At 66.3% G+C, this 16,084-nt stretch carries 13 protein-coding genes; 7 read left to right on the forward strand and 6 right to left on the reverse strand.

Going from position 1 to position 16,084, the window contains the following annotated elements; all coding sequences use genetic code 11:
* The 3 genes from A7G45_RS03830 to dnaK all read right to left on the reverse strand — a co-directional run.
* A partial coding sequence (locus A7G45_RS03830) for a DnaJ domain-containing protein (RefSeq protein ID WP_260933900.1) occupies positions 1–222 on the reverse strand: 222 nt, incomplete at its 3' end.
* Between the two features lie 28 nt (positions 223–250).
* Entirely contained in the window at positions 251–889 is a 639-nt protein-coding gene (gene grpE, locus A7G45_RS03835; protein ID WP_043390225.1) for a nucleotide exchange factor GrpE, read from the reverse strand.
* Positions 886–2,748, reverse strand: a complete 1,863-nt coding sequence (gene dnaK, locus A7G45_RS03840) for a molecular chaperone DnaK (protein WP_043390223.1) — start codon at positions 2,746–2,748, stop codon at positions 886–888. The genes grpE and dnaK overlap by 4 nt, the downstream gene beginning before the upstream one ends.
* A 221-nt stretch (positions 2,749–2,969) precedes the next feature.
* Between dnaK and A7G45_RS03845 the strand changes: the two genes are divergently transcribed.
* Positions 2,970–3,599, forward strand: a complete 630-nt coding sequence (locus A7G45_RS03845) for a TetR/AcrR family transcriptional regulator (RefSeq protein WP_260933904.1) — start codon at positions 2,970–2,972, stop codon at positions 3,597–3,599.
* On the forward strand, positions 3,596–4,849 hold the full coding sequence (locus A7G45_RS03850) for a glycosyltransferase (protein ID WP_260933907.1): 1,254 nt from the start codon (positions 3,596–3,598) through the stop codon (positions 4,847–4,849). Before A7G45_RS03845 ends, A7G45_RS03850 begins: the two co-directional genes overlap by 4 nt.
* Here A7G45_RS03850 and A7G45_RS03855 read toward each other — a convergent pair.
* Entirely contained in the window at positions 4,843–5,490 is a 648-nt protein-coding gene (locus tag A7G45_RS03855) for a pyridoxamine 5'-phosphate oxidase family protein (RefSeq protein ID WP_260933910.1), read from the reverse strand. The genes A7G45_RS03850 and A7G45_RS03855 overlap by 7 nt on opposite strands.
* Positions 5,491–5,567: 77 nt before the next feature.
* On the opposite strand from A7G45_RS03855, the gene A7G45_RS03860 reads away from it, so the two are divergent.
* Positions 5,568–6,977: an aminotransferase-like domain-containing protein gene (locus tag A7G45_RS03860; RefSeq protein ID WP_260933913.1), complete on the forward strand. Its 1,410-nt coding sequence runs from the start codon at positions 5,568–5,570 to the stop codon at positions 6,975–6,977.
* Positions 6,978–7,005: 28 nt separating this feature from the next.
* Entirely contained in the window at positions 7,006–7,722 is a 717-nt protein-coding gene (locus tag A7G45_RS03865) for an oxygen-binding di-iron domain-containing protein (protein WP_260937938.1), read from the forward strand.
* Here the strand turns inward: A7G45_RS03865 and A7G45_RS03870 are convergent.
* Together A7G45_RS03870 and A7G45_RS03875 are read right to left on the reverse strand one after the other, a co-directional pair.
* Positions 7,719–9,173, reverse strand: coding sequence for an HNH endonuclease signature motif containing protein (locus A7G45_RS03870; RefSeq protein ID WP_260933917.1), 1,455 nt, complete (start codon positions 9,171–9,173; stop codon positions 7,719–7,721). The two genes, A7G45_RS03865 and A7G45_RS03870, sit on opposite strands and share 4 nt — an antisense overlap.
* Before the next feature lie 34 nt (positions 9,174–9,207).
* Positions 9,208–10,248, reverse strand: a complete 1,041-nt coding sequence (locus A7G45_RS03875) for an IS1595 family transposase (protein WP_043988452.1) — start codon at positions 10,246–10,248, stop codon at positions 9,208–9,210.
* 418 nt (positions 10,249–10,666) lie between these two features.
* Between A7G45_RS03875 and A7G45_RS03880 the strand changes: the two genes are divergently transcribed.
* The 3 genes from A7G45_RS03880 to A7G45_RS03890 are packed head-to-tail and all read left to right on the forward strand — an operon-like array spanning position 10,667 to position 16,038.
* Positions 10,667–12,145: a flavin-containing monooxygenase gene (locus tag A7G45_RS03880; RefSeq protein ID WP_043390211.1), complete on the forward strand. Its 1,479-nt coding sequence runs from the start codon at positions 10,667–10,669 to the stop codon at positions 12,143–12,145.
* 14 nt (positions 12,146–12,159) lie between these two features.
* Positions 12,160–13,137 carry an alpha/beta hydrolase gene (locus tag A7G45_RS03885; protein ID WP_260933923.1) on the forward strand — a complete coding sequence of 326 codons (978 nt, stop codon included), beginning with the start codon at positions 12,160–12,162 and terminating at the stop codon, positions 13,135–13,137.
* Between the two features lie 51 nt (positions 13,138–13,188).
* Positions 13,189–16,038 (forward strand): AMP-binding protein, encoded by a 2,850-nt coding sequence (locus A7G45_RS03890; RefSeq protein ID WP_260933926.1) that lies wholly within the window; start codon positions 13,189–13,191, stop codon positions 16,036–16,038.
* The last annotated feature ends 46 nt before the right edge of the window (positions 16,039–16,084 follow it).

Genomic DNA, 16,084 nt, shown 5'->3' on the forward strand with positions numbered 1-16,084 from the left:
GGTTTCGTCGTATTCGGCACGCTTGGCGTCGTCGGTCAGAACTTCCTTGGCTTCGGTCGCTGCTTTGTAGCGATCCTCGGCTGCCGGGTTGTTCGGGTTGCGGTCCGGATGGTTGTCGGCCAGCACCTTGCGCGCGGCGCGCTTGATCTCATCCTTGGTGGCGTCAGAGGTGACGCCGAGTTCCTTGTAGAAGTCCTTCTCGACCCATTCCCGTTGAGCCATGTCGCGTCACCTCCTCAGCGTCGCTCGGTTATTCGTTTGATTGTGGTTTCTGTTCAGTCGCAGCGGTGGCATTGGCGGGCGTGTCGGGCGCATCAGCTGCGGGTTCGGCGTCGACGACACCGACCATCGCGTGCCGCAGCACCTGCTCACCGAGCTTGTAACCGCGACGCATGACGGTGCCCAACACCGGGTTGGAGCCGTCGCCCTCGTGCTGAACGGCCTCGTGCAGCGACGGGTCGAACTCGTCGCCCTCGGCGCCGAACGCCGAAAGACCGAGGCTGTCGAGCGCGCCGGAAAGCTTGTCCGCCACCGACTTCAGCGGCCCGGACTCCAGATCTCCGTGGGCGCGAGCCCGCTCGAGATCGTCGAGCACCGGCAAGAACTGCTGCACGACAATGCCTTTGGCCCGTTCGGCCGCGGCCTGCTCCTGACGGATCGCCCGCTTGCGGTAGTTGTCGTACTCAGCCTTGAGTCGCTGCAGGTCGGCCTTGAGCTCTGCGGCTTCGTCGGACACCGGAGCCTCGGCTTCCTCAGCGGAGGCCGGGGCCTCCGGCGTCGACCCCTCAGGGGCCGACGCCGGAGCGCCCTCACGCTTTTCGCCGGTTTCCGGATCGATGCGCCGCTTGTCGGTGATGGTCACCGGCTCGTGCGAATCGTCTTGGCTCACTTGTGCTCCTGATCGTCCTCGACGACCTCGGCGTCCACGACGTTGTCGTCGGCAGCGGCGGCACCGGGAGCGCCCGCACCCGCGCCGGCGGCCTGCTCGGCCTGGGTGGCCTCGTAGATCGCCTGGCCCAGGGCCTGGCTCTCGACGCCCAGCTTCTCCATGGCCGTCTTGATGGCGGCGATGTCGGTGCCGGCGAGCGCGGTCTTGGCCTCGGCGATGGCACCATCGACCTTGGTCAAGGTGTCCTCGGGAACCTTCGAGCCACCCTCGGCTTCGCGCTGATCCTTGACGAACTTCTCCGTCTGGTAGACGAGCGACTCGGCCTGGTTGCGGACGTCAGCCTCTTCGCGACGCTTCTTGTCCTCTTCGGCGTGCGCCTCGGCGTCCTTGATCATCCGGTCGATCTCGTCCTGCGACAGGCCCGAGCCTTCCTGGATCTTGATCGTGTTTTCCTTGCCCGTGCCCTTGTCCTTGGCGGTCACGTGCACGATGCCGTTGACGTCGATGTCGAAGGTGACCTCGATCTGCGGCACGCCACGCGGGGCCGGCGGGATGCCGGTCAGCTCGAAGCTGCCGAGCAGCTTGTTGTGCGCAGCGATCTCGCGCTCACCCTGGAAGACCTGAATCTGCACCGACGGCTGGTTGTCGTCGGCCGTGGTGAAGGTCTCGGACCGCTTGGTCGGGATGGTGGTGTTGCGCTCGATCAGCTTGGTCATCACGCCACCCTTGGTTTCGATACCGAGGGACAGCGGGGTGACGTCAAGCAGCAGAACGTCTTTCACCTCACCCTTGAGCACACCGGCCTGCAGCGCGGCACCGACGGCCACGACCTCGTCCGGGTTGACGCCCTTGTTGGGCTCCTTGCCACCGGTCAGTTCCTTGACCAGTTCGGTGACGGCGGGCATACGGGTCGAACCACCGACGAGGACCACGTGGTCGATGTCGGAGACCGAGATACCGGCGTCCTTGATCACGGACTGGAAGGGCTGGCGGGTCCGGTCGAGCAGGTCCTGGGTGATGCGCTGGAACTCGGCACGGGTCAGCTGCTCGTCGAGGAACAGCGGGTTCTTGTCGGCGTCGACGGTGATGTACGGCAGGTTGATCGAGGTGCTCTGGCTCGAGCTCAGTTCGATCTTGGCCTTCTCCGCAGCCTCACGCAGACGCTGCATCGCCATCTTGTCCTTGGTCAGGTCGATGCCACTGGTGGCCTTGAACTTGTCGACCAGCCACTGCACGATGCGCTCGTCCCAGTCGTCACCACCGAGGTGGTTGTCACCGGAGGTCGCCTTGACCTCGACGACGCCCTCGCCGATTTCCAGCAGCGAGACGTCGAAGGTGCCACCACCGAGGTCGAAGACCAGGATGGTCTGTTCCTTCTCGCCCTTGTCCAGGCCGTAGGCCAGGGCGGCCGCGGTCGGCTCGTTGACGATGCGCAGCACATTGAGGCCAGCGATCTGGCCGGCTTCCTTGGTGGCCTGACGCTGAGCGTCGTTGAAGTAGGCCGGGACGGTGATCACGGCGTCGGTGATGTCCTCACCGAGGTACGCCTCCGCGTCACGCTTCAGCTTCTGCAGCGTGCGCGCGCTGATCTCCTGCGAGGTGTAGTTCTTGCCGTCGATCTCGACGGTCCAGTCAGTGCCGATATGACGCTTGACCGAACGGATGGTCCGGTCGACGTTGGTCACTGCCTGGTTCTTCGCGGGCTGGCCGACCAGCACCTCGCCGTTACGCGCGAACGCGACGACCGACGGGGTGGTCCGGGAGCCCTCAGAGTTGGCTACGACGACGGGGTCGCCGCCCTCCAGCACCGAGACGCAAGAGTTGGTGGTCCCGAGGTCGATACCGACCGCACGAGCCATAGTGATGCCTCCTGATAGACATTGTTGGGTGATCTGAGCGAACTGCGCTCAAGCTTGCTATCGGACGGGGCCGTCTGTCAAGCCGAACTTGAGCCTGGTGCACTCAACTTGTTGTCGGTGAGTCCAACCGAGGCAGTTCTCGATCTATTCCCGAGGTGCGGGTATGACGTGCGGCACACCTACCCTTTCGCGAAACTGATCACCTGATCTAATATCAAATCATGCGATCAGAAGGCGTCAAGCCGGCAACGTTCACCCAGTCGGCGCGACGGGCGCAGATCATCGACGAGGCAATTGAGGTGATCGCTGAGATCGGGTGGGCCCAGACGTCGATCCGCAAGATCGCCGAGCGGGTGGGTGTGGCGATGAGTGCGGTGCTGTATCACTTTGGGAACAAAGACAATCTGGTCGAGGCGATCATCGAGCGGATGTACCGGACGGCGCTGTCGGTCATCGTGCCCGCGATCGTTTCGGAGTCGACCGCGACGGACAAGTTGGCCGCCTACATCAGGGGCAGCGTCGCGTACTTCGATACGCACCGTTCGTATTTGGCGGCCCTGACACAGCTCAGCGCCGGGTACCAGCCGAGCGGCGGCCGCCGTTTCGACGAACTCGGCCTGACCCCGGACCTACAAGCAGAGCTGGCCGCTCTGGACCCGACCGCGATCTTGACCGCGGGGCAACAGGATCGCGAATTCGGGGATTTCCCGATCGCGTCGATGGCGCTCGCCATTCGCGGCTCGGTCAATGCGGTGGTGGAGAAGATCCTGCGCGACCCCGATTTCGACGCCCGGGCCTACGGCGAGGACCTGGTCGCGATCTTCAGTGGTGCCGTGGCGGTGACCAAATGAGCCGGGTCACAATCGTCGCAGTCGGTAGCCGCGGCGACGTCGCGCCGCTGACCGGGGTGGGAACGGCCCTGCAGCAGGCCGGCCACGAGGTCACCGTCACCGCCTACACGCCGTTCGAGGGCATGATCATCAACTGCGGCTTGCGGTTTCGCGAACTGCCCGCCGTTTCCCAACCCGCCACCGACGATGCCGACGTGTCCCCGGCAAAAGGCCTGGCAGCTTTCGCTTCACCGGCGGGCATGCGAGCCCTGGGCAACGACATCATCACCGCAGTCGCCGACGATTCTGCCGACATCCTGATGCTGTCGCCGTTCGCCGAGATGGTCGGGCACCCGTTGGCGGAAGCGAAAAACATTCCTTCACTGGGGGTTCGGCTGCAGCCACTGTCGCAGACGGCGTCATACCCGCCATCGATCATGGGCGCCTGGTCAGCCGGGACCATCGGCAACCGTGCCGCTGCCGCGGCGGGCGCCGCGCTCATCGACCGCCTCTACGGCGGCGTCGTGGCCGGTTTCCGCCGACAGCTCGAGTTGCCTCGGGTGCCGGCCCGCCGCCTACGCCAACAACGAACGGCCCGGCAATGGCCTGTCCTGCACGGATATTCGCCAATCGTGGCTCCCCGACCCATCGATTGGCGCCCCGGTCTCGATGTCACCGGGTATTGGTGGCCGACGAACACCGGCGCCTGGGAGCCGCCGTCAGACCTTCAGATGTTCCTCGACGCGGGACCCGCCCCGGTATTCGTCGGGTTCGGCAGCATGATGACCACCCCGGCGCGCGCAGAACGTCTCTCCGACACGATCCGGCGCGCTGCGCAGCTGGCCGGGGTGCGCGTCATCGTGCAGGCCGGCTGGACGAACCTGCACGTCGTCGGTGACGAAATGCTGACCATCGGGGACACCCCACACGACTGGCTATTTCCTCGGGTCGCCGCCGTGGCCCACCATTGCGGTGCCGGCACCACCGCGGCAGGTATCCGCGCCGGAGTCCCCACTATCGCACTGCCGACCTACGGCGATGGACCGTTCTGGGCCCACCGCCTCGCTGCGCTCGGTGTCTGCGCGGGTTCGATCAATCAACGGAAGCTCTCCCCTGAACGCCTTTCCCAGGCGATGCACACTGCTGTCAGCGATGCACAACTGGGCGACAACGCTCGTCAGCTCAGCAGGCGTATCTGCGCCGAGGACGGTGCTGGACAGGTTGTTTCACGCGTCAGTTCGCTCATCGGCCAATCCGCACCCGATCACTGACCTCCCCCGACGACCATCGCCCGCACCGACTCCGGCAACTCCGCCGTCGACCACTCCGCCCGCTGCGGTGCGCCGTAGGTGACAGAGAACGGCACGATGCCCGCCCAGGCGGTGGTTTCCTCGTCCGGTTCCTCGACCGGGCCGCCGTTGACCTTGTACACCCAGTCGCCGTCGACGATCGGCAGGGAGATGACGTTGGTCGCCGCAATCTCCTTGGGCAACATCGCACGCACCTCCGCTGTGCGTCCGGGGATCAGCAGCTCGCTGAACCGCTCGAGCAGGGCTTCGCGATCCTCGCGGCCGGCGGGTTCCGCCTCGCCGTACAGCACCGCCGAGCGATAGTGCACCGAGGAGTCAAAGGTGCTGTGCGCCACCACAAGTGCATCCATGGCCGTCACACAGAAGGCGACGGAGGCTGGCTTACCGTTGACCCCCAGCGCGCCCGCGCCGGTCGAACCGTGAATGAGAATCCGGTCCTCGTGACGGACGTACAGCGTCGGCACGGCGAGCGGCCTGACCTTGCCGTTCGGACGGGCCACTGCGCCGACGTTCAGCACGCCCCACCACTGTTCGTCGAGGAACTCTTCGAGAGCGGCGCGGGCCGTGGACTGCCGACCGTACTTGCGCGTGAGCTTTTCCATGATTCAAGATCACCATGATTGCGGACTGGTTGGAATAGCCGGAAACGCAATTTTCGAGAGGCCACTATTCTGGCGGGATGGCCCGCCACACCCGGGCGGTGCACCTGCCGCTCGACACCACCGACCTGAGCGCCAGAGCGATCGCGAGTCAGCTGGTGGCTCTGATCGCCGCCGGACAGGTCGGCGACGGGGACTGGCTGCCGTCGACCCGTGCGTTTGCCCACGAGCTCGGGGCCTCACGAACCATGGTCGCTGCCGCCTACGACGAGCTGGTCGCTGCCGGATTCCTCGAAGGTGTGCCCGGCGCCGGAACGCGGACGACGGCCGGCGCCACCGCGGCCGCCAGGGCCGGGCTGTCCAGCCGCGCGCCCCGCCTCGACGAGAGTGTCGGGCCGGCACCTCCTACCCCGGCGCACCAGACCGACTCCGTCGTTGATCTGCGCCCCGGCTCCCCGGACACCGGGCTCATCGACATGCGGGCCTGGACCCGCGCGTGGCGGACCGCGGCTTCGTCCCAACCCACGACGCTGTCCCCGTGGCAGGGCGCCGACGACGCCTTCACCGCCGCCATGTCCCACCATCTCCGCATCAGCCGCGGCATCGACACCGACACGGTTTTCGATGTTCCCGGGTCGACTGCCGCGTTTCAGACGCTGGCCGCCGTGAGCGGTCTGAACCGCTGCTATCTCGAGTCGCCCTGCTACCCCGCCGCAGCGGAGGAGTTCACCCGCGCCGGCCTGCACCCGATCTTCGTACCTGTCGACCACGACGGGCTGTGCGTCGACAGCCTCGGCGACGAGGCCGGCATCGTCTACACGACACCGGCACACCAGTACCCGCTCGGGCACCGGCTCTCGGTGAATCGCCGCGCCGAGTTGGTCGCGTGGGCCAAGCGGACCGGGTCGATCGTCATCGAAGACGACTACGACGGCGAGTTTCGCTACGGCGTTGCTCCCTTGCCTGCCATCCGGTCGATACCGGGCGCCGGGGAACACGTCGCCTACGTCGGCACCGCGTCGAAGATCCTCGCACCGAGCCTGGGCGCCGCCTGGTTGGTGCCGCCACTGCCCCTGCGCGACGCGGTTCAGACCTACCTCCGCGATCACCGGATCGCGGTATCCGCCATCACGCGCGGCGCCCTCACGGAGTTGATCACCGTCGGTGAACTGCAACGGCACCTGGCCCGGGCCGGTCGCGAATACCGTTGCCGCCGAGACATTCTGATCACCGAACTCGAAGCACGCTGCCCGCACCTCGAGGTGCTCGGCGTTCAGGCTGGTCTGCATGTCGCCATCCTGCTGCCGGGTGACCGTCGCGACCACGACGTGGCCGGGCGGCTCGGGGCCGACGGCCTCCTCGTCGCGCCGCTGTCAGACTTTCCCCAGCGGGCCGACTCCGTGATCAATGGCCTCGCGGTCAGCTTCGCGCAGATCGACCGATCGACTGCGAAGCGCTTTGCTGATTCCGTCGCCGCGGCGCTCAACTAGGGCGCACCATGGGCAGATGAATGCCGAACTGAGCACGGCAGTCGACGAGATTGCCCCCGATATCTACCGGCTATCCACCTGGATTCCCGGCATCACCGAGAACGGCTTCACGTTCAACCAATTCCTCCTGACCGGCGACGAGCCATTCCTCTTCCATTGCGGCCAACGGCAGCTGTTCCCGATGGTGTCGGAGGCGATCAGCCAGGTCATCCCGCTACCCAAGCTGCGCTGGATCTCGTTCGGACATCTCGAGGCCGACGAGTGCGGCGCGATGAACCTGCTGCTGGCCGCCGCCCCGCACGCCGAGGTTGTGCACGGCGGGCTCGCGTTGATGCTGTCACTGGTCGACATGTGCGACCGCCCACCCGTCGCCGCCCCTGGTGACACGCTGGATATCGGCGGACACCGGCTGCGATTCATCGCCACCCCGCACGTTCCCCACAATTGGGAGGCGGGCCTGTGGTTCGACGAGACCACCTCCACGCTGCTCGCCGGCGACCTCCTGACGCACACCGGCCGATGCCCGGCGTTGACCGAATCCGATTGCGTGGCACCGGCCTTGGAGGCCGAATCCATCTTCCACGCCACCGGGCTGACGACGAACCTGGCGCCAACACTCGAGCAGCTCGCCGCGCTGAATCCGTCGACCCTGGCGCTCATGCACGGCTCGTCCTATACCGGCGACGGCGCCGCCCAATTGCGGGCGCTCGCCGAGGGCTACGCCGAAATGGCAGCGACCACCTAGAACGGCACCGGTTCATCCCATTCCTCTGCGGCTAAGGCCATTTCGAGTTCACGACACCGGCGCCATTCCTCGGAGGCGATGCGTTCTTCGTTGACCATCCGGGCTTCGTTCGCCCATTGTTGGCGTTCCTGGGCTCGGGTGCGTTTGCGCTTGGGCATGCAGTATCCCCGCCCCGGTTTACGCACCGGCTCCCCAGTGATTTCGGGGGTTCCGGTCGGCTTGCCGAGTTGCGGGTACCAGTGCGCACCTTCAGGTTTGGTGACGTAGGTGTGCCCGGTCGGGGCGGTCCACACCACGGTCCCGTCCGGGAATTGGTGATCGGTCCAACCGTGGAACGTCTTGAGCAAGTGGTGAAACCGGCACAGGCACTTGAGGTTTGACGGGTGCGTCGGCCCAGCTGGGTAGGGCACGGTGTGGTCGATGTCGCAGGCCTCAGCCGGCCGGTCACAGTCCGGGAATCGGCACGTCAGGTCACGGCAGCGCACGAAGTCCGCGAGCTTGGCCGACGGCCGGTACCGCGGTTCGATGACATCCGGCGGGATGTGCACCTGCCGCACCGTCGCACCCTCGGCCAGCTGGGTCACCTGGTCGGCGGGGATCTGCCCGTACCCGGGCAGGAATCCCGGCGCACCACCGTCGAGGGCGTCGGCGGTGGCGATCACGTGGATCACCGAGCGGGTCCCGACCGTCGGCGCCGGCAGATTCCCGGTGGCCGCAGCCTCGCAGTCGGATTGCCCGCACTGGCACTGCAGCCGGTCACCCCGGGGCAGGGCATCAATGGCGGCGGCGCGCCGTTGATCATGGCTGCGCGGATCATTGCGGCACACACTCTTGGCCAGGTCATCGAGGGCGGCGTCCAGCACGGCAGCGGTCGCCGCGTCCAGAGTGCCGCAGACGCTGGCGCATCCCGGGCCGGATGCACGAATGTCGAGGTAGCGGGCCTGCGACGGGGGTTTGGGGGCGTGCACCCCTGCTTGGTCGGAGGCGGCGATGACCGCGTCGATGCGTTGTTCCATCTTCGGTTTCGACAACCGCCCCCAGGACACCATCTTGGCCGCAAGGTCAGCGTCGACCTGCTCGGCGACGTCGTCATCGATGATCAAGTCGGTGCGCGAGACGATCATCGCGACCAGCACCGCATCAATCAGACCTTTGGCATACACCGCCGCCACTTTCGGCAGCCGGGTGCGCAGCATCACCGCCCGGTCGACCTGCGCCTGCGCCCGCTTGCGGGACACCCCCAGAGCGGCGGCGACCTCGACCACCAGCCCGGAGTACCCGTCGATCGCCCAATACCGCTTCTCCACATCATCATCAGGAGCCCGCAGGGCCCACAGGTCACCGATCGCGGCCAGCCGGCGGGCACCGGCGGCGTTCTCTTCCCGGGTGGCGAGGGTGATCGCGTCGACCGCCGCGGGCGCGGCGTGGGAATCACCATTCGATTCGAACATACGTACTGCTTATCTGCTTAAGTGGACCCGGTGGCTAGAATTCGCCAAAGGTGTTGCTAGGCAACAACTCTTGATCGATCTCCGGTAGGCGTTCAATGTCATGCAGTGGGGCGTCGGTTCCACCGATGAGATCGGTCAGCGGATGCGGGTCCGTGTTCACGGCCTGTTGCAGTAGCCGGTAAAACAACATTCCTCGGGCCTTTGACCTGCGGCGATTGAACCGGAACGTGAATTCGTCGAGGTAGTACGGCAGGTGCTCGCGTTCGACTCGATAGTGGTGGGTGCCGGCATTCCAGCGTTTGAGCAGTGATGCGATGCGATGTGGACCCGGCAGGGTCACATGACCCGGCTCTGGCGAGCTGTAGCCGGAGATGTACTCGTGTCGGTAGCCCTCGCTGGCCAGCACGCGGAACATCCGGGCGCCATCGGTGCGGATCAGCGAGCCGGGTTCAGCAGTGCTGCGAGCGAAATCCACGAGCTGTTTGGAGCCGGGCGCATCAGCGACTCCTAACCGAATCCGGCCGAGACGCAGTTTCCGATTCACTTGCGTACCAATATTTTCCACCGCAATCATCACGGGAACCTTGGACGTGGACGCACCATCACGTCCGGCTGCGCGGCCGCCGATGAACGATTCGTCGACCTCCACCACGCCGGAAAGCAGCTCACGATCGGGACGCACCATCGCGCGCCGCAGTTTGTGCAGCCAGACCCACGCGGTTTCGTAGGACCCCAGGCCGAGCATGTCATGCAGGTTCTGCGCCGAGGCTCCGTTCTTCTGCGAGGTGACCAGCCAGATCGCTGCAAACCACGTGGTCAAGGGTGTGCGGGTGCGATGAAAGATCGTCCCGGCGGTGACCGACGTCTTACGGCCACAGGCCACGCACTTCCAATGCTGCGTCGAGGTCTGCCACGCCCGATCGCCATTACACACGGGGCAGCGAAATCCTTCCGGCCAGCGCAGATTCGCCAGATACTCCAAACACGCCGCTTCATCGGGAAACCAGCTCCGAAACTCCTGGAACGTGCGCGGATAGTCGACCCCGCCGACCGGCCCACCCTCTGCAGTACCCATGCTGACCAGCATAGGTCCAATTAAGCAGATAAGCAGTACATACGTGCGATACTACTCGCGCCCACCGACAAGAACCCGCGGAAAGTGCGGTCCCACATCGGCGACGGTTAGGCCACCTAAACACAAGGGCCGCAGCGAGATTGGACAGGGACGTGGGATGGCCACGCGATCGTCGACGCTTAGGTCACCTAGCCGCCGCAGCGCCCCGTTCAGCCCTTAGCCGATCTAATCGTCGAGGGTCCGCCGACGACGCCTCCACGAGAAGAGGCCGCAGTCGGAGGACCGGCACGCGGGGTCGCGGATTACCCAGCCCACCTAAGCATCGACGGTGCAATGCCGGCCCAGCCAAACCCAGCGTGAACAGGGCGTCACGGAATTACAGTCCAGGTACACCCGCCGGGCCGGCAAAGGAGTGCCCATGACCACCATCACCGCTCCCGTTGACGTTCTGGTCATCGGCGCCGGGATCTCCGGCATCGGCATGGCCTACCACCTCAAGACTTTTCGGCCGGGTACGTCGTTCACGGTGTTGGAGGGGCGGGACGCGATCGGCGGCACCTGGAGCCTGCACCAGTACCCGGGCATCCGGTCCGACTCGGACATGCCGACCTTCGGCTTCGGCTTCAAACCCTGGACGCACCGCAAGTCGATCGCCGACGGGCACATCATCCTGGACTACCTGCAACAGACGGTCGCCGAGAACGGCCTCGCCGACCACCTCCGGTTCGGCCACCACGTCGATTCGGCGAATTTCGATTCCCACCAAGGGCTTTGGACCGTCACGACCACCCACGACGGAAAGACCGAGACCTTCACCTCACGCTTCCTTTTCCTGGGCACCGGGTACTACGACTACGAGAACCCGTACATCCCCGACTTCCCCGGCCGCGACGACTTCGAGGGCCCGGTCATCCACCCCCAGCTGTGGCCGAAGGATTTGGACTACACCGGCAAGAACGTCGTCGTCATCGGCAGCGGCGCCACGGCCGTCACGCTGATCCCGAACATGGCCGACAAGGCAGCGCACGTCACCATGCTGCAGCGCTCCCCGAGTTACGTGTTCTCGATTCCGGCGTCCGACCCGATCGCCAATGTCCTCAACAAGGTGCTCGGCCACGAACGCGCGTACAAGATCGTCCGGCGCAAGAACATCTCGCTGAACCGCGGAATGTACAAGATGTGCATGCGCTACCCCAAGGTCATGCGAAAGCTGTTGATCGCCAACGTAGCTCGGCAACTGCCCAAGAATTTCGACGTCGACACGCACTTCACACCCAAGTACAACCCGTGGCAGCAGCGGCTGGCCATGGTGCCCGACGGCGACCTGTTCAAGATGGTCGCGTCGGGTAAGGCCTCGATCGTCACCGACCACATCGACCGGTTCACCAAGAACGGCATCGTGCTGAAGTCCGGACAGGAGCTGGCCGCCGACATCATCATCTCGGCGACCGGACTGAACATGACGCCCTTCGGCAAGATCGCGCTGAGCGTCGACGGGCACTCGCTCCACCTGCCCGACCTCACCGTCTACAAGGCGATGATGCTCTCCGGGGTGCCCAATTTCGCGTTCGCGGTCGGCTACACCAATATCGCCTGGACGTTGAAGGTCGATCTGGTGTGCGAGCACTTCTGCCGGATGCTCGATTACATGGACGAGCATGGCTACGGCAAGGTCGTCCCGATCTTGGAAGACGGCACGATGGAACGAGTTCCGTTGTTGGACATGACTTCCGGTTACGTCCAGCGGGCCGTGGCGCAGTTCCCGCGCGGCGGCACGTACGGACCGTGGGCGTTCAAACATGCCTACGAAATGGATCAGGAGCGGCTGCGCAACGGGCCTATCGAAGACCCGGCTCTCGTCTTCACGCCCGCTGCCGCACCCCTGCCCGTGGTCTGACCGAAGGAGCGATCATGACAACCGACTTCTTTTTCCTCAGCCACGGCGAGCGTTGTGCTGCTTGGCATCTGACCGCTGAGAGTGATGCGCTGGCCGGACAGAGCGGGCGGCCGTGCGTGGTCATGGCCCACGGCTTCGGCGGGACCCGCGACTCGGGCCTGCTCGCGTTCGCGGAGCCCTTCGCCGCCGCCGGGATGGACGTGGTGGTGTTCGACTACCGCGGCTTCGGCGATTCCGAAGGCGAACCGCGTCAATACATCTCGGTGAAGAAACAGCGGCAGGACTACCACGCCGCCATCGACGCCGCCAGAAATCTGCCGGGCGTCGACCGGGATCGCATCGCGCTCTGGGGCACCTCGTATTCGGGAGGGCACGTCATCGCCGTCGCCGCCGAGGACCAGCGGGTAGCCGCCGTGGTGTCGCTGTGTCCGGCGACCGACGGCCTGGCCGCCCTGGTGCAGGGCTACCACGAAGCCGGCGCCGGGCCGCTGGCTCGTCTGGTCGCCCACGGTGTGCTCGACGCCGCGGGGGCGCGCCTCGGCCGCCGTTCACACAACCTGCCGCTGACGGGGCAGCACGGCGCCGCCGCGGTGCTCACCACTCCCGGCGCCGAAGAGGCCTACCTGGCCATGGCCGGCCCCACCTGGCGCAACGAATTCACCGCCCGCACGGTGCTGGAAATCGCGTTCAACCGACCGACCGTCCACGCCAGCCAGCTGGAGTGCCCGCTGCTCGTCCAAGTCGGCACCAACGACCGCATCGCGCCGCCCGACGCCGCCCGCCGCGCCGCGAAAAAGGCCGGCTACCTGGCCCATCTGTGCGAATACCCGGCCGACCATTTCGACTTCTACTCGGGGCCGTGCCACGAGGCGGCCCTCGCCGACGAGCTGACCTTCCTGACCCGCGTGCTCGATCCGATCCGCTCCACCGACGTGCATTTGCGCTCGACGAACCCGCCATCACCCAGACTGGCGGTCAAACTGCCATGGTGAGCGCGTCCGCTTGGCATGATCTGCACCGAGTGTTGATCGAAAGGGCGGACCGTGATCTTCGACAGGGTTGTGGCAACGACTCGTAACTGGCTGGAAGTGGCCCGCTACGGCGGGTTGGAAACGGGCGAAGAGCCATCGCCGTACGACGTCGTCGCCCAGGGCCGGATCCACAAGCTGCGGCGGTACCGCACCGACGGCGAGATGGGCCGGCCCCAGGTGCTGCTGGTGCCGCCGCTGATGCTGACCGCCGACGTGTTCGACGTGTCGCCGCAGGCCAGCGGGGTGCGCACGTTGATCGAGCACGGCATCGATCCGTGGATCATCGACTTCGGTTCGCCGGAGCAGGAGCCTGGCGGGCTCAAGCGCACCCTGGCCGATCACGTGCTGGCCATCGACTCGGCCATCGACGAGATCGTCGCCACCACCGGAACCAAGGTGCACCTCGCCGGGTACTCGCAGGGCGGCATGTTCTGCTACCAGGCGTCGGCGTACCGGCGCAGCGAAGGCATCGGCAGCGTCGTGACGTTCGGCAGCCCGGTGGATCTGAGCAAGACGGCCCCGATGGGCGTCCCCGCGGAACTCGCCATCCCCGGCATGGGTTTCGTCATGGAGAACGTGCTGCGCGGCCGGTCAGTCCCGGGCTGGGCGACCCGGTTGGGTTTCCAGATGCTCGACCCGGTGAAGGCGGTGACAGGGCAGCTGCAGTTCCTGTTCGCGCTGCACGACCGCGACGCGCTGTTGCCCCGTGAGGGCCAGCGTCGCTATTTGATGAACGACGGTTGGGTGGCGTGGCCCGGGCCCGCACTCGCCGAGTTCTTGCAGCAGTTTCTGGTCCACAACCGGATGTTGACCGGTGGCTTCAGCATCGCCGGACGCCCGGTCACGCTCGCCGACATCACCTCGCCGATCCTGGCCTTCGTCGGGGAAGTCGACGAAATCGCCCCTCCCGCATCGGTCCGCGGGATCGTCGGCGCCGCACCGCGCACCGAGATTTTCGAAAGCACCTTGCACGCAGGACATTTCGGGCTGGTAGTGGGTAGCACCGCGACGAACCACACCTGGCCGTTGGTGGCCGACTGGATGCGGTACGCCGACGGCCTCGGCCCGTTGCCGGAGCACGTCGTCAAGGTCGACACCACGACGACCGTCGCCGAGACAGCGCCCGCGGGACCGGCCGAGGGCGTCCAGACCCTGATCGACGCCGGCCGCACGGTCGCCGGTTCGGTGGCCCGCTCGGTAGGCAACATGCGCGGCATGTTCGGCACGGTGGCACGCCAGATGCCGCGGTTGGCCCGCATCCGCAGCCTCGACGCGAACACGCGAATCTCGTTGGCCCTCTTGTTCGATGAGCAGGCCCAGCACGCTCCCGACGACGTCAGCTTCATGTACGAGGACCGCAGCTACACCTACGGCGAGAACAAGGTCCGCATCGACGCCGTGGTGCGTGGCCTGCTCGCCGCGGGCGTGCGCGCCGGTGAGCACGTCGGCGTCATGATGGGCACCCGCCCCTCGGCGCTGGCCGTGGTGGTCGCACTCAACCGCATCGGCGCAGTCGTGGTGATGCTGCGGCCCGATGCCGACACCGCGCGGGAAGTCGAACTCGGCAAGGTGAACAGGGTGATTGCCGACCCGGAACACTCCGAGGCCGACTTCGCCGGGCGCCCGCTGCACACGTTCCTGCTCGACACGCCCTATCTGCATCGCGACCGCACCCTCACCGCGCTCGAGATCGGCGAGACGAACGCCGTGCGCATCCCGGACTGGTACCGCCCCAACCCGGGCCGCGCCGGAGAGCTCGCGTTCATCTTCTTCGGCGGGCCCGACGGCGACCCCCGACCCATCCGAGTCACCAACGGCCGCTTCGGATTGTCGGCGTACGGCACCGCGACCTCGGCGGAGTTGACCAACTCCGACACCGTCTACTGCATCAACCCGATCTACCACACCTCCGGCCTGCTCACCGGCATCGGCGGTGCCGTCGCCGGTGGTAGCCGCCTGGCCATGGCGACCGACCTCGATCCGACCACGTTCTGGACCGAAGTGCGCCGCTACGGCGTCACCATCGTCTGCTACACGTGGGCGCAACTGCGACCGTTGGTCAACGCCGCACCGCAGCCAGCCGAGCGCAACCATTCGGTCCGACTGTTCGTCGGTTCCGGTATGCCCCGCGGACTTTGGCGCCGGGTGCTGGATCGCTTCGCACCCGCCGGTGTCCTGGACTTCTGGGCCACCAGTGAGGGCGAGGCCATCCTGGCCAACATCAACCCGGCCAAGCCCGGGTCGCTCGGCCGGCCGCTGCCCGGCAGCGCGACGGTGGCGGTGGTGCGCTGGGACCCCGAAGCGCAGCAAGTCATTTCGGGTGACGACGGCTACGCGATCCGCTGCGACGACGACGAGACCGGGCTACTGCTGGTGAAGATCGGATCGGCGACCACTGCCTCCGCGCCGCCGATCCGGAACGTGTTCGACGCCGGCGACGCCTGGTTCTCCAGCGGCAGCCTGGTCAGCCGGGACGCCGACGGTGACTACTGGCTGATCGACTCCGTCGACACGCAAATCCACACCGCCGACGGCGTGGTGGCGTCCCTGGTGAGCACCGCGGCCATCGGCAAGCTGCCGGCCGTCGACCTGGTCCACACCTACGGGGTTCGGGACGGCGATGACGACATCGCGGTGACGGCACTGTCACTCGTCGACGGGCGGGACATCTCTGTCACCGACCTGAACGAGGCGCTGGCGAACCTGCCGGCCGAGCAACGGCCCGCGTTTGTCCGCGTCGTCGACGAGGTGCCGATGACGCCGTGGCACCGCCCGGTCGCCGGGCCGCTGCGCCGCGACCCCCTGCCACCCCCGGGCCGCTACTTCACCCGGACCGACGACGGCAGTTACAAGGAAAACTGACACCAGCCTGACGAATTCGTCAATAATCTCCGTAGGTCGGGGCCGA

This window comes from Mycolicibacterium llatzerense (assembly GCF_025331195.1).
Classification (GTDB): Bacteria; Actinomycetota; Actinomycetes; order Mycobacteriales; family Mycobacteriaceae; genus Mycobacterium; species Mycobacterium llatzerense.